This window comes from Methylacidiphilum caldifontis, from assembly GCF_017310505.1.
Classification (GTDB): domain Bacteria; phylum Verrucomicrobiota; class Verrucomicrobiia; order Methylacidiphilales; family Methylacidiphilaceae; genus Methylacidiphilum; species Methylacidiphilum caldifontis.
The window spans coordinates 503,400-517,605 of sequence record NZ_CP065957.1; the positions used below are offsets into that span (position 1 = coordinate 503,400).

Sequence of the window (14,206 nt, forward strand, 5' to 3'; positions counted from 1 at the left end):
AATGTCCCCCCCCTTTTAACTGGCTTTTTCCACTTGCCAATATTCGAGTTCAACCGGGGTTGATCGTCCAAAAATGTTGACAGATACTCTTAGTTTTCCTCTTTCCAGATCTATTTCCTCGATGACCCCTTCAGAATTCAAAAAAGGACCATCGCCTACTTTTACACGATCGCCAACCGAAAAAACCGTTTTGGGTGCAGCACTCGAAGTTCTTTCTTTAAATTGTCGCAACATCCCCATTACCTGTTCAGTAGGCATCGGCAGGGGATTTTCCCCATCTGCAAAACCAATGACTCCAGGGGTTTCACGAACAAAATACCAGGCCCTTTCGATTAACTTCCCAGAAGGATCTCTCAATTGAATTTGTAGAAAAACATAACCGGGATAAAGTTTGCGCTTAATCTCGATCCTTTTTCCCTTCCTTACTTCTGTAACCTTTTCTACAGGAATGATGACTTTCCCAACAAGATCCTGCATCTCCTCAGTTTTAATCCTCTTTTCCAAACTTTTCTGTACCTTCTCCTCTTGCCCAGATAAAACATGAAGAGCATACCACTGCATATTCTGGGATTCTGCAGTAATCTCGTCCATCTCAACATCTGAATATTCCGCTTTCATCATCTTACAAAGCTTACCCCATTCACCTACTGTAACTTAAAAAACAGATCCTTTTTTTGTCTTTGAACTAAAAATGCAAAGTCGTTAAAAAATTTACTAATCTGACCAAAATAAAGTCAGCGGACGTCACCACCGCTGCCAATATAATAGAATATATGGTTACAGCTAGTGTAGAATCAATTAATTCTTTATATTTTCTTACACCTTTTTCTTTGGGATCCCAGGGCCATGAACATTTTTTAAGTTCCGCAATCACTTCTCCCACAAAGGCTTTTATGACCGAGCCCTTTTTTTTCCATATCCATAAGAGAAGCCCCGTGCTTAAAACAAGAAGCGCAATGTAAACAATTTCAATCCAATGAATCGACATTTTCATTCATCAGGGCAGGAGGGACTCGAACCCCCAACCGACGGTTTTGGAGACCGCTACTCTACCAATTGAGCTACTGCCCTTCTCAATTAATTTAGCGTTTTTAAGCCCCAAAAAGCTATTCGATAATCTCGGTGACAACCCCTGCTCCAACCGTTTTTCCTCCTTCCCGGATGGCGAAGCGCATCGATTTTTCCATAGCAATAGGGGAAATGAGATCCACCATAAATTCGACATTGTCCCCAGGCATAACCATCTCCACTCCTTCCTTCAAAGTCACCGTTCCCGTTACGTCGGTGGTTCTGAAAAAGAACTGGGGTCTATAACCATTGAAAAAGGCGGTATGCCTTCCCCCTTCTTCCTTCTTCAAAACATAGACTTGCGCATTGAATTTGTGGTGAGGAGTTATAGAACCTGGCTTAGCTACTACCTGTCCTCTTTCTACATCATCCTTTTTGATTCCACGTAGCAGAAGACCGACATTGTCGCCTGCTTCGGCGGTATCCAGGGTTTTTCTAAACATTTCGATATCGGTTACCACCGTTTTGGTCGTTGGCTTAATACCCACAATCTCAACCTCTTCCATTCTCTTCAATGTTCCCCTTTCAACTCTGCCCGTAACGACTGTTCCTCGTCCTTCTATATTGAAAACATCTTCAATCGGCATCAGGAAGGGTTGATCTTTGGGTCTTTCTGGAATCGGGATGTAATTATCCATCGCCTCTACAAGCTCTACAATGTTTTTCTCATATTCAGGATCTCCTTCCAGAGCTTTAAGAGCACTTCCCCGGATAATTGGAATTTTGTCTCCAGGAAAACCATATTGATTGAGCAGTTCTCTGACTTCAAGCTCAACAAGTTCGAGCAACTCCTTGTCATCGACCATATCCACTTTGTTAAGAAAAACGACTATGTAAGGAACACCCACCTGTCGAGCAAGAAGAATATGCTCCCGGGTTTGAGGCATCGGACCATCAGCGGCGCTCACCACCAATATCGCTCCATCCATTTGAGCTGCACCGGTGATCATGTTTTTTATGTAATCCGCATGCCCCGGACAGTCGACATGAGCATAATGCCTTTTGTCCGATTCGTATTCGACATGTGCCGTGTTAATGGTAATCCCACGCTCTTTTTCCTCTGGAGCCTTGTCAATTTGATCATAAGCCATCTTTTGTGCAAGGCCCCTTTTCGCTAAAACATAAGTAATAGCGGAAGTTAATGTGGTTTTACCATGATCGACATGACCTATTGTCCCCACATTGATATGGGGTTTTTTCCGTAAAAATGCCTCCTTTGCCATTGACCTTCCCTCTTTTTAGTTCAGTTATTCATCATTAGTTTTCTTCACGAGCCCATGACCGGGATTGAACCGGTGACCCCGTCCTTACCAAGGACGTGCTCTACCAACTGAGCTACATGGGCAATAACAGCTTTTCATTAAATAATTTAAACAAATCCAATGAACAATAAAATAAATACACAACTCTTTAGTGTATCCCTTATGCTTTAATGAATAAAGAGTCAAAAATATAATATGAGAATCTTTTTTAAGTCAAGGATTCCTGTAATATAAAACCCAATTTATTTCTTTAAAAAGAATTTTCTTCTTGATCAGGGGTGCTTTTTTCGACACTTGCCCATAATTTTCCCCTAGAAAGAACAACGACGATTTGTTCCCCGGCCGAAACATTTTGAGCCTTTTTCAATAATCTGCCCTGCCGGTCGAAAGTCATTGAATAACCCCTATCCAGAACAATTTGAGGACTAACCGAATGGAGCCGGGCAGCCCAAAGTTTCAGTTCTTCTTTTCTCCGGTCAATAGCCATTCGTGGATCAAAAGAACTGAGCCGTAAATTGAGCTGGGTACACTTTGCTCTTATCCTTTCTAAGGCTAAAACAACCGCTTTTGTTAAAGATTGCTCGAGCATGTCTGTATTTTGCCTGAGCAATCCCACGTAGCGCGAAGGCTCCGCAAGGCTGGAACTTTTTTTAATTTTTTCCAATCTTTCTTTCCAAAGGGCAACATACTGCAAAGAAAACCGACGAATTCTCTGTTCTAAATGCTCCAACTCTTGGCGCCATTCTTCCCAATCCCTGGAAACAATTTCCGCTGCAGCAGAAGGAGTCGGGGCTCGTACATCAGCCACAAAATCCGCAATGGTAAAATCTGTTTCATGTCCTACCGCTGACACTGTGGGAATAGGGCACTTAAACAGGGCTCTTGCCACAACCTCTTCATTGAAAGCCCACAGGTCTTCTAAACTGCCTCCCCCGCGGGCTACAACCAATATGTCTACCAGATTGAGCCGGCTAAATTCCTCTATCGCTTGGGCAATTTCCAGGGCTGCCCCGTTACCCTGCACCCGCACATCCCGGATATAGATTTGTATCCCTGGTGCTCTCCTTTTCAAAATCCTAGAAAAATCCTGGATGACCGCCCCTTTGAGAGAGGTGACAATACCAATTTTTTCAGGAAAAACTGGCAACTTTTTTTTACGGGACAGATCGAAAAGTCCCTCCGAAGAAAGTTTTCTTTTTAATTGTTCGAACTTTTCTAACAGAGAACCCGCCCCTTTTTCTCTCGCTTCAACTACTCGAAGTTGATATTGACCCCGGGTTTCATAAACGGTAAGAAAAGCCCTAACCACGACCGAAAGTCCATCTTTCAAAGGAAAATCAAGCTTTTCGGCATCACTCCTAAAAAAGACCGCATTAATGACTGCACTTTGGTCTTTCAAGGTAAAATAGCAATGGCCAGAGCTGGGAATCCTTAAATTAGAAATCTCTCCAATGACCCACACCTCCCCTATGTTACCCTCCAAAAGCAGGCGTATCTTTTTTGTCAGTCCACTGACTGTCCAAGGCTCGGCTGGTCCTTCAGCTTCAGCATTTTGTTTAGCCACCTCTGTTTTCCAAAGATCAAGCTCCAACTCATTCATCTTTAACCATTCCTTTAAAGCGAAGCAGCCGTTAGCCTCCCTTTTGATTTAGCCAATCCAAGCATATAGCCTTTAGTACCCGTGGATACAACTCATGTTCGGCTTGTTGTATCCGAGCATGTAAAATTTCTGGAGTATCACCGGGAAGTAGGGGAACTTTGGATTGAGCAATAATCTGGCCTCCATCCACTTCTTTACTTACCCAGTGAACCGTACAGCCAGTTTCTTTTACTGAAGCCTCTAAGGCCGCTTTCCATGCTTCCTTTCCTTTGAATGCAGGTAAAAGAGAAGGATGGATGTTTATTGTTTTGCCTTCATAACAGCTAAGAAAAGTTTCTTTAAGCACACGCATAAAGCCAGCCAGCACGACCAACTCAATATGATATTTCTTTAAGATCCTGACAAGTTCTTCTTCTATCCAGGGCTCAAGCCATGTCTTATATTTTCCTTGAGGTAAAACCTCCGTGGGTATCCCTAGTCCTTTGGCTTTCTCTAAGATCACTGCCTCCGGATTGTCAGATATGACCACGGCTATTTTTGCCGGTATTTCTCCTCGGTCGATGGCACTGGCAATTGCTGAAAAATTACTTCCTTTCCCTGAGCCAAGTACCGCTATATTTAGCAATCGCCGATAAGTCATGGGTTTTCCAGTCAACAATTATTCTTTTTTTATCCCCTTGTTCTGTTCAGCCACCATAGCCCCTTTCTGGATCATTTCCACTATCCCAGAAGTCGATCTGCCTGGATATAGCGGAATAAACTTAATTTGAGACTGGCACTCAACCAACACTTCTTTTTCTTCCGGATTTAGGGACTCAGAACTATAATCAGCTCCCTTGACATAAACGACCGGTTTAACCAAGGAAAGAAACTTCGTCGCTCGCCTTTCACTAAAAACGGTGACCGCATCCACTGCCTTCAATGATCCTACAATAGCCGCCCTTTCCCATGCAGAAAAAAAAGGCCGGTCATTTCCCTTAAGTTCCTTGACCGATCGATCCCCATTGATCCCTACCCAGAGGAAATCGCCCAATTTCCTAGCCTCGTTCAAAAGAGCCAAATGACCAAAATGGAAAAGATCAAAACATCCATTGGTCACAACTACCTTTTTCCCCTCCAGGAATTGTCGAAAATCGGTCACTTTCTCCATGGGGATAAACCAGAAGTTTTGTGCCACAGAGGTCAGAAATGACAGGTTGTTCATAACAAGTTTGACGTGAAAAGCTTAATCCAGGCCGATCATTTTTTCAGGTTGAACATACCGGTCGTATTCTTCGGGGCTTAATATTCCCAAAGCAACCGCTGCCGCTTTCAAGGAACAATTTTCACTATACGCCTTTTTTACGATCTTTGCGGCCTGGTCATATCCAATTTTAGGAGTCAAAACGGTGATTAACATCAGTGAATTGTCTACATACTCTTTTATCTTCTTCACATTGGCCTGCAACCCTTCGATACAAAATCGCCTGAAATTCCTGCAAGAATCGGCCAGTAGCCGTATAGAATGAAGAATATTCCATATAATGAGAGGTTTAAAGACATTCAATTCAAAGTTTCCCTGGCTACAGGCTATTGTTACAGCCGTGTCATGACCCATAACTTGCAAACAGACCATGGAAAGGGCTTCAGCTTGTGTCGGGTTGACTTTTCCAGGCATAATCGATGAACCGGGTTCATTGGCTGGAAGAATGAGTTCTCCAATGCCACACCGGGGACCCGATCCCATCCACCGGATATCAGAAGCGATTTTAAAAAGGGAAGCAGCCAATCCTTTAAGTGCAGCACTTAGAGCCAAAAGGGGTTCATGACCAGCCAAGGAAGAAAACTTATTTTGGGCAGAGTAAAAAGGAAAACCTGTCCACTGTGCTATTTTTTCAGCCACTTTTTCTCCAAACCGGGGATGGGCATTAATCCCTGTGCCTACAGCCGTTGCTCCAATGGCAAGACCATAAACATCATTTAAACTGTCGTTAATCTTTGACAGGCCCATTTCAACCTGGGACACATAACCGCTAAATTCCTGTCCTAGAGAAATAGGGGTCGCATCCATCAGGTGAGTGCGACCTATTTTTATGATATGAAAAAACTCCTTCGACTTTTTATCCAGAGCATCCTTTAGTTTCGAAATCTCAGCAATAAGACGGTTGTGAACAGAAAGAGCCGCTGCTATATGCATCGCTGTAGGAAAGACATCGTTTGATGATTGGCAACGGTTCACGTCATCATTAGGATGTACAGGACTTTTACTGCCTAAGGGAAAGCCCGCCAACTCGTTGGCTCGGTTAGCAATCACCTCGTTGCAATTCATGTTTGTTTGGGTTCCACTGCCTGTTTGCCAAACATAAAGAGGGAAATGATCATCCCAAAGTCCCTGGTAAATTTCATCGCAAGCTTTTACGATCAATTTTGTTTTCTCCTCGGGAATCAGCCCTAGTTCGGCATTAGTGATTGCAGCAGCCTTTTTGATCAAGGCCAAGGCCCGAATCACTTCAAGGGGCATTTTTTCTTCACCTATGGCAAAATGCATAAGTGACCGTGCCGTCTGCGCCCCATAGTATTTATCTGCAGGAACAGAGACTTCACCCAAGGAGTCCGTTTCAATTCGAAATTTTTGCATAAAAAGACCTACTAAAGTTATTGATGAGTTTAATGTTGTGACCGGCTTTTGCCGTAAAACAAAGCCTTTAATTTTTCTTTTTCTTCCTCTTTCAAACGGGGATAATCCAGTTTTAATCCTTCCATAAGTTCAACAAGGATGCTTGCGGCTAGCAGTTGGCTATACCACTTGTGATCTGCGGGCAAAATATACCAGCAACTCTCGCTTGTAGTCGTGTGCTCAAGCATCTGTTCATAAGCCAAAAGGTAGTCTTTGAAGTGTTCCCTTTCTAAAAGATCTGAAAGAGAAATCTTCCACTGTTTATCTTCCCTTTCGATCCTTTCGGCAAGACGCTTGTCTTGCTCTTTTTTCGAAAGATGAAGAAAAAATTTAACAATCAAAAAACCGTTTTCTACAAGATATCTTTCAAACTGATTAATCGTCTCAAATCTTTTCTCCCAAAATTTTTCTTTATAATGATCCTGGGGAAGGTTCTCTTTTTTGATCAACTCAGGATGCACTCGACAAACCAGGACCTCCTCATAGTAGGACCGGTTAAAAATACCAATTCGGCCCTTCGATGGGAGCTTTCGAACGTAACGCCACAAAAAATCATGTTCAAGTTCTTCGGCCGAGGGTTGCTTAAAACTATGGACTTCTACCCCCTGTGGATTTAATCCCGATAAGACATGCTTGATTAAACTATCTTTTCCCGCAGAGTCCATCCCTTGAAGAATGATCAACAAGGAAAACCGATTGGAAGCATAGAACTTTTCTTGCAACTCGATTAACTTTTCGATGTCCAAAGCCAGCTTTGACAACGCTTCCTGCCTATCCTTAAAAGGCCCTGTATCAGCTGGATCATAGTCTGACAAACGCACTTTATGAGATTGCTTAATTTTGTAATCCCCTATTTTAAGTATCTTGTTCATAGTGTATGGCTCTTAATAGTAAGCTTTTAGAACATATTGCATGAGCATGCGCTGGGCATTAAAAAAAGAACCATTGATCGCAATACAGGAACGCATAATAGAAGCATAGGAGTCGGGGTTATTATAAAAAATAGGCATAATGAGCTTCTCAAGCTTGTCATAAAGGTCGCTTGCGTCTCGATTGAGACTAAGAGCGTTCTCCTTGGACTCTTTCAGCTGAAACAGATCCATGCCAAAAGACCAACCGGTTGTACCTTCGATGCATCCTTCAATCCACCACCCGTCTAGAACACTTAAGGAAGGCACACCATTGATCGCCGCTTTCATCCCACTTGTTCCTGAAGCTTCAAAAGGAGGTTGGGGATTATTAAGCCAGAGGTCTACCCCCGCCACGATTCTTTTGGCCAAGGCTAAATCATAATTTTCAACAAAAACGAGTTTAATTTCTGGACCAAGAAAATGCCGAATTGCATGGATCCTCTGGATGATCTTTTTGCCTTCCTCATCTTTGGGATGGGCTTTGCCTGCAAAGATGAGCTGCAGTGGACCCACCGATTTGGCTATTGAATTTAGTCTTTCCAAGTTTGTAAATATAAGCTCTGGTCTTTTATAAGCGGTCATTCTCCGCGCAAAACCGATTGTAAAATGATCTATATCCATCCCCACGTTTTTCTGCCTATTTATGAAATCCAACAGGAGTCGTTTATTGATCAAATGAGCTTCCCAGATCTCTTTTAAGGGGATAGAGATCGCATACCGGATGCTAAAGATATCTTCTTTCCACCTTGGAATATGCTCATCAAAAAGTTTTTGGATTGGTCCGCTGAGCCATGAAGGGACATGGATACCATTGGTTATGGCATCGATTTCATAATGAGAAAAAAGCATTCGGGAAACTTCTGAATGCCTCTTGGCAACCCCATTAATGTAATGGCTAAGGTTTAAAGCCAAATAAGTCATGTTCAGATAATCCCCACAACAAAATATATCGCGCAACTCCCCATGAAGAGGGAAAAAGGGTAAAACCTGTTTGACAAGTGAAAGGGGAAATTTATCATGGCCCGCAGCCACGGGCGTATGGGTCGTGAAAACACAGAGTGCTCTAACCGCTTCAATATCTTCCCACGAGGCCTGGTCATGGCCCGCTTCAACCATCTGTTCCCGGAGAAGTTCTAGGGTCAGTAGGCTTGAATGGCCTTCATTCATATGGAATCGATCGATTTTCTTATAGCCTAAGGCCCTTAACATCCTTACCCCTCCAATTCCCAGGACGGCTTCTTGACAAAGCCTGTAGCGGTCATCTCCCCCATAGAGAAACCCACTTAAACTCCTGTCATAAGGATCATTTTCGGGCAGATCGGTATCCAGAAAATAGACAGGGATCTTATGGTCCATTTGCTCAATTTCGTAAAGCCATGCCCGCAGTGTTATCTCCCTGTTTTCCAATTGAATTTTGACCCGCGGTTGCTGTTCAACAAGAAAATCATCCACGATCCATTCCACAGGCTCTTCTGTTTGAACCCCATTTTCATCAATTCTTTGAAAGAAATAACCCTTTCGATACAAAAGACTGACTCCTACCATGGAAAAACCCACGGAAGCTGCGGCACTCAATGTGTCTCCAGCCAGAATGCCTAAACCTCCGCTATAGGTAGGAATCCTTTCATCAACCGCTATTTCCATTGAAAAATAAGCGATAATCCGGCTAACAGAATTCTTTTTGAAATGATTCATTGTGGGAAGGGTGTGTAAGTGAATGTTAAAAACTTTTCTACACCCATACAGATAAACAATTTTCTTAACAGCTCATTTTAATAATATCAAGCCTAATTGCCTAATCCAAAAATAGATCTTGCCATAATGATTTTACTCACCAAAAATAAAAGAAAATGCAAAGGTCCGCTTTATTAAGCCTTTTTTCCCTTTGCTTTGTATCCCTAACAAACCTGTTATCTCCTCTGTATTCAAAAGTGCTCTTGGGAATAGATGTTTTAAGAGAAGAAAACTTTGCTCCTTTAAAGGGCAAACGAGTTGGGCTTATCACCAATCAAAGCGGAGTCGACTCTCAAGGAAGACCTACAAGTATTATACTCCAAAAGGCACCCGGAGTTAAGCTTGCCAGGCTTTTTGCTCCTGAACATGGCATAGAGGGTAAAATCAAGGCTGGTGATGATGTTCCATCCCATAAAGACAGGTTAACGGGCTTAAAAGTTTACTCCCTTTATGGAGATACCAAAAAACCGACCCCGCAGATGCTCAAGGATCTAGACTGTCTTGTCTTTGATATCCAGGACATAGGTTGCAGGAGCTATACTTTTGTGAGTACCATGGTTTTGGCAATGGAAGCTTGTGGAGAAGCTGGAATTCCCTTTTATGTCCTGGATAGACCTAATCCTCTAGGTGGACTACGTGTCGAGGGGCCCTTGGTGCATCCTAGCTGGAAATCTTTCGTGAGTTTTATTCCCGTTCCCTATGTTCATGGGATGACCGTGGGAGAAATCGCCCAGATGGCTAATGAAAGGGGATTTATATCCCATCCCTGCCCGCTTCATGTCATCCCCATGAAAGGATGGTCTCGGTGGATGACCTGGAAAGATACCGGTTTGCACTGGATTCCCACCTCACCCAATATTCCAAGAGAAGATACTCCCGTCTATTATGTCGTTACAGGGCTCATCGGTAGCCTTGCAGGACTTGAACTGGGGACAGGAACACCTGAGGCTTTCAGGCTTTTGGCTACAAGGGGACTCGATGGATACCGGCTGGCCAGCGAAATAAACTCTATGAACCTAGCTGGAGTTCTCGCTATTCCCCGGATCATTAGTGGTCTTTATGGTATAGAGTTGCAGATCGATCCCAAAACGCCCGCTAATCTCACCGCCCTGGGTGTTTTTATCGCTTCCAGAGTAAACAAAATGGCTAATCCGAGTCCCTATTGGAGGTCATCGCTTACTCAAAGAAATCTTTTCTTTAAAGTCTATGGAAGTTCGCTGATCCGCACTGAATTTAATAGTTATACATCGGTCCAATCCATTGCAAAAAAGTGGAACAATGAATTAAGCTCTTTTTTGTCTATAAGAAAGAACTATTTGCTCTACCCTAGCATCGAATCGACTGACGAAAAGATAATCATAAGAAAAGCTAAAAAAGTAAAAGCCCTTACTGAACCCACTATGGATTGAAAAGAGTGGGTATGGTTTCTTCTAACCCTGAGCCGATGAGCTTTTCAGCCAGCTCAAGAGCTTCCTTTTCATTTTCTAGCTCAAACTTGTTCAACAATAAAAGGAACTCTTCAAAAGATTTCTTTTCTTTATCCCCTAGATATTTTGAATCGATATTCGATATCAAGCTAAAAAGCACATGAAAATCATGAGCTTGACCAAGAAATTGTTCAATCTGTTTAAATTTTTTTACAATTTTCTCCAGTTCTGCTGAGCTCTTCCAGTGCAAACAGAGACTAAGCTGGTAATAAAATCTTTTTGTTTTTATCCTCCATTCATGGAAAGAAGCAGCAGAACTCTCATTTTTAGCTTTGATCATGCTATCTACAACGGCATTCAGTCCATCTTGCAATCTTTCTATGATCACCTGCTTTTCAAAGGGCTTTCCTGATATTTTTTTAAGCAACCTTTCTCTTGCAACCAATATGATCTCCATGGATTTAACATGTTTTTTTTCTATCTGCGGGCTTTTACCATTCGAATAGGGTTGGTTTTGTTTTAATCCATGGGACTGACTGCCAAGAAAATGTTCAAGGATCTTAGGGAAAATAAGCTGAGGATATTCTTGCTTTATTTTACTATAGATCTTTGTAGAAACATGTGAGTCCCTTATGTTTCCTAGGCTAGACATCGCTTTTTTAACTTTTTGTTTTTCTTTCCTTACAAAATTTTTGTCCAAGAAGGGTTTAAAAAAATAATATAAAGCGCGTAATTTCTTCCCCAAGACTCTCAGGTCATGGATATTGTCGTCAAAGTTAGTGGGATTTTTCCACTTCAAAAGCTTCTCAGCAGCCTTATCCCAAAATATGCCAGGTTGAGCCCGTTTGATTTTTATACTCTGCCCTTTTTCCATAACTAAAAAAGGTTACTAAAATAATTGCTCTTTTTTATAAATAATAAAAGAGATTCTATTTTTCATTGCATTCTTTACCGTTGACAAAACCTTTTGAGAAAATAATTATTTAACCATGCCTAGAGAACAGATTATCCTCGAATGCACGGAAGCCAAAGCGGAAGGAAAACCCGCTTCACGTTATTATGGGACGAAAAACAAAAAACAGCAGCAAGCTAAAATTGAACTTAGGAAATACAACCCTTTTTTAAAAAGACATACCCTTCATCGAGAAATCAAGTAGTAAAAGAACAGATCATCAACTTCGCTGCCTTGGTTGTAGTCTTTCTTTTTTCTCTAGTAGGAGTTCTGCAAGTTCCCAATCTTCGGGCATGGTCATTTTTAAGTTCGTTCCCATGTAATGGACAACTTTGACATCTTTTCCTATCATTTCTATCGCCGAAGCATCGTCAGTGACTATTTTTCCTTGTGAATACAGTTCTAGATAAGCTTTTTGCAATAACGGCCTTCGGAAAATCTGCGGAGTCTGAACGGTCCATATTTTACTTCTATCCAGGGTTCGTAGTACTTGAGCTTGCGCACCTACTTCTTTTAGGGTATCTGAACAGGGCTTGCCACAGATTGCAGCTCCTACTTCAACGGCTGCCCGATACACGTTCTCAATCAGTTCTTCGGTAACAAATGGTCTGGCCGAGTCATGGATCATCACATATTCAAATCCCTCATCCAAAGCTAAAAATCCCTGGTAAACGGAGTCCTGTCTTTCTTTCCCACCCATTACAACTTTTAGCGGCTTGTCTAAAGAAAGTCCTGAAACCTTTTCCTCCGCATTTTGGATGTTTTCTTTTGAGACCACAACAATAATCTGCCCGACTAAGGGTGAGCGGCTAATCGTACAAAGACAGATCTCTAAAGGACAGAGCCCATTTGAAAAAGGCTTAAATATTTTATCGAAACCCATACGTCGGCTTTGTCCAGCCGCAACGAGAATTGACCCTATTGGAGCTTTCATCAGGTTTTATTTTACGGTACTTTTATCTAACTTTGCTTTCATCACTGGACCCTTGGTCCTAGCTCCTTCATGATGCTGAGCTGCTGCTTCTTTTGCCTCTTCTTTAGCTGCTACATCCGAGTAAAAAAGAATTCCTTTTTTTCGTAGGTTAAACACAAAAGCGGAAAGGTTTTCGGATATTTCTGGATCGTTCAAAATCTTGGCCAAGGGCCCTTTGCCATACTGAGCATCGGCAAGAAGCTGGTCGGTTCGGGTTAAAACCGCTCGCAGCTCTTTAATCGTTGCTCGAAGATCAGTAGCCGTCTCATCAGTCAGTACATTTTGATTAATCCTATTAACGATGGTTCCCGCCCCCTCGAGCAGTTGGGTAGCTGAACTGATTAACGGTGCAATCTGAGTTGTGACATCACTTAAAGTAGAAGCCCGGCTTCCCCGCACCTTGTCTCCGTTCCTTAAAAAAGGAGCGGTTGTTCCCTTTGGAGTTATCGCTATGGCTTTATCCCCAAGCATTCCCACGTCAACAATTTGAAAGAGAGCATCTTTTCTTATTTTTGCATCAGCATTAATTTTTAAATCCACCTCAACAGCTCTTCCTTCCCTAATCTGCCGAGGTGTGCTTATCACTCTTCCTACTGGGGCACCTGCAAAGTGAACTGGCGCACCCTTAATCAAACCGTAAGCATTGGGAAATTCCACTGTAATTTGGTATGAAGGCCGAAATTTTTCGCCATATCGACCAAAATAAATAATCAGTCCCCCAAGAATTGACAAACCTATAAGGAGAAACAGCCCCACTTTAATTTCCAAATTTTTTGGTTCCATTTCAATTACACCTCACTTCGGATTCGATAATCCCATAAACAAAATTACGAATAACAGGATCTTTTGAAGCAGCAAATTCCTCAGGAGTCCCCACACTGTAAATCTTACCGTTATAAAGCATCGCCACAGTCCTGCCTAACTGTCTTACCGCTTCCATGTCATGAGTCACGACCACCGTCGTCACATTAAAATCTTTATTTAACGAACAAATAAGGGCATTGAGCTCAGATGCAGCGATTGGATCAAGACCCGCTGTAGGTTCATCAAAAAAAATGATCTTTGGTTTGGCAATGACCGCCCTGGCCACAGCCACCCTTTTTTTCATTCCTCCACTAAGTTCAGAGGGCATTTTCTGCTCTTGACCTTTTAATAAAAGTCTCTCTAAAATTTCGCTCACTTCCTTCTTAATTTCCTTTTCACTCATTCCCCCTTTTTCACGCAAGGCAAAAGCAACATTTTCTTCAACGGTCATAAAATCAAAAAGGGCTCCATTTTGAAAAACCATTCCCATATCACGGCGTATCGGGGCAAGCTTTCTTTCAGAAAGTTCTACAAGATTTTTTTCATTGTACCAAACTTCTCCCGAATCAGGCTTAATTAATCCCAGGATAATGCGAAGAAGGACACTTTTGCCTCCTCCGCTTCTACCTATAATCATAAACCTATCCCCTTTTGGAATTTCCAAATTTACCCCATCAAGCACCGTAATCCCATTAAAAGATTTTCTTACATTGATGACTTTCAACATCTTGCAAAGCTCTCCTCCCCTTTTTTATCTTGAATCCAAACTAAACCTCTTACTTTCTTCTTTTAATAAGCATATTTGAGCCCGAACAATAC

15 protein-coding genes and 2 tRNA genes are annotated in these 14,206 nt (G+C 42.2%); 2 read left to right on the forward strand and 15 right to left on the reverse strand.

The genetic code is table 11. The features are described 5' to 3' along the window. Positions 1-15 precede the first annotated feature (15 nt). From nusG to glgP, 11 genes are all read right to left on the reverse strand, one after another. Positions 16-618 (reverse strand): transcription termination/antitermination protein NusG, encoded by a 603-nt coding sequence (nusG, locus tag IT6_RS02385; RefSeq protein WP_166792781.1) that lies wholly within the window; start codon positions 616-618, stop codon positions 16-18. Positions 619-685: 67 nt separating this feature from the next. Then, positions 686-988 carry a preprotein translocase subunit SecE gene (secE, locus tag IT6_RS02390; RefSeq protein ID WP_242524301.1) on the reverse strand — a complete coding sequence of 101 codons (303 nt, stop codon included), beginning with the start codon at positions 986-988 and terminating at the stop codon, positions 686-688. 10 nt (positions 989-998) lie between these two features. Next, positions 999-1,071 (reverse strand) — tRNA-Trp (locus IT6_RS02395). A 35-nt stretch (positions 1,072-1,106) separates the two neighbouring features. Beyond that, positions 1,107-2,291: an elongation factor Tu gene (gene tuf, locus IT6_RS02400; protein WP_134438989.1), complete on the reverse strand. Its 1,185-nt coding sequence runs from the start codon at positions 2,289-2,291 to the stop codon at positions 1,107-1,109. A gap of 49 nt (positions 2,292-2,340) precedes the next feature. Then, positions 2,341-2,413 (reverse strand) — tRNA-Thr (locus IT6_RS02405). 167 nt (positions 2,414-2,580) lie between these two features. Further along, on the reverse strand, positions 2,581-3,930 hold the full coding sequence (gene xseA, locus IT6_RS02410; RefSeq protein ID WP_206827371.1) for an exodeoxyribonuclease VII large subunit: 1,350 nt from the start codon (positions 3,928-3,930) through the stop codon (positions 2,581-2,583). A gap of 31 nt (positions 3,931-3,961) precedes the next feature. Beyond that, positions 3,962-4,570, reverse strand: coding sequence for a phosphoribosylglycinamide formyltransferase (gene purN / locus IT6_RS02415; RefSeq protein ID WP_206827373.1), 609 nt, complete (start codon positions 4,568-4,570; stop codon positions 3,962-3,964). 18 nt (positions 4,571-4,588) lie between these two features. Continuing rightward, a complete protein-coding gene (locus IT6_RS02420) occupies positions 4,589-5,134 on the reverse strand; it encodes an adenylyltransferase/cytidyltransferase family protein (protein ID WP_206827375.1) in 546 nt (181 codons plus the stop codon). 21 nt (positions 5,135-5,155) lie between these two features. Continuing rightward, a complete protein-coding gene (fumC, locus tag IT6_RS02425; RefSeq protein ID WP_206827377.1) occupies positions 5,156-6,547 on the reverse strand; it encodes a class II fumarate hydratase in 1,392 nt (463 codons plus the stop codon). Positions 6,548-6,576: 29 nt separating this feature from the next. Beyond that, positions 6,577-7,458, reverse strand: coding sequence for a PPK2 family polyphosphate kinase (locus tag IT6_RS02430; protein ID WP_206827379.1), 882 nt, complete (start codon positions 7,456-7,458; stop codon positions 6,577-6,579). A gap of 12 nt (positions 7,459-7,470) precedes the next feature. Beyond that, a complete protein-coding gene (gene glgP / locus IT6_RS02435) occupies positions 7,471-9,192 on the reverse strand; it encodes an alpha-glucan family phosphorylase (RefSeq protein ID WP_206827381.1) in 1,722 nt (573 codons plus the stop codon). Between the two features lie 155 nt (positions 9,193-9,347). On the opposite strand from glgP, the gene IT6_RS02440 reads away from it, so the two are divergent. After that, complete coding sequence (locus IT6_RS02440) at positions 9,348-10,640, forward strand: exo-beta-N-acetylmuramidase NamZ family protein (protein WP_206827383.1); 1,293 nt, start codon at positions 9,348-9,350, stop codon at positions 10,638-10,640. Here the strand turns inward: IT6_RS02440 and IT6_RS02445 are convergent. Then, the gene (locus IT6_RS02445; RefSeq protein WP_206827385.1) at positions 10,630-11,532 is read right to left on the reverse strand and encodes a CHAD domain-containing protein; all 903 of its coding nucleotides are present in this window, start codon (positions 11,530-11,532) and stop codon (positions 10,630-10,632) included. The genes IT6_RS02440 and IT6_RS02445 overlap by 11 nt on opposite strands. Positions 11,533-11,647: 115 nt before the next feature. Between IT6_RS02445 and rpmG the strand changes: the two genes are divergently transcribed. Then, positions 11,648-11,815 (forward strand): 50S ribosomal protein L33, encoded by a 168-nt coding sequence (rpmG, locus tag IT6_RS02450; RefSeq protein WP_206827387.1) that lies wholly within the window; start codon positions 11,648-11,650, stop codon positions 11,813-11,815. A gap of 15 nt (positions 11,816-11,830) precedes the next feature. Here the strand turns inward: rpmG and ispD are convergent, their stop codons facing one another. Genes ispD through IT6_RS02465 form a run of 3 tightly spaced genes read right to left on the reverse strand, consistent with a single transcriptional unit; the run spans position 11,831 to position 14,114 of the window. Continuing rightward, a complete protein-coding gene (ispD, locus tag IT6_RS02455) occupies positions 11,831-12,544 on the reverse strand; it encodes a 2-C-methyl-D-erythritol 4-phosphate cytidylyltransferase (RefSeq protein WP_206827390.1) in 714 nt (237 codons plus the stop codon). A 6-nt stretch (positions 12,545-12,550) separates the two neighbouring features. Then, positions 12,551-13,366, reverse strand: coding sequence for an MlaD family protein (locus tag IT6_RS02460; RefSeq protein ID WP_206827392.1), 816 nt, complete (start codon positions 13,364-13,366; stop codon positions 12,551-12,553). A gap of 1 nt (position 13,367) precedes the next feature. Beyond that, a complete protein-coding gene (locus IT6_RS02465) occupies positions 13,368-14,114 on the reverse strand; it encodes an ABC transporter ATP-binding protein (RefSeq protein ID WP_206827400.1) in 747 nt (248 codons plus the stop codon). Positions 14,115-14,206 lie beyond the last annotated feature (92 nt).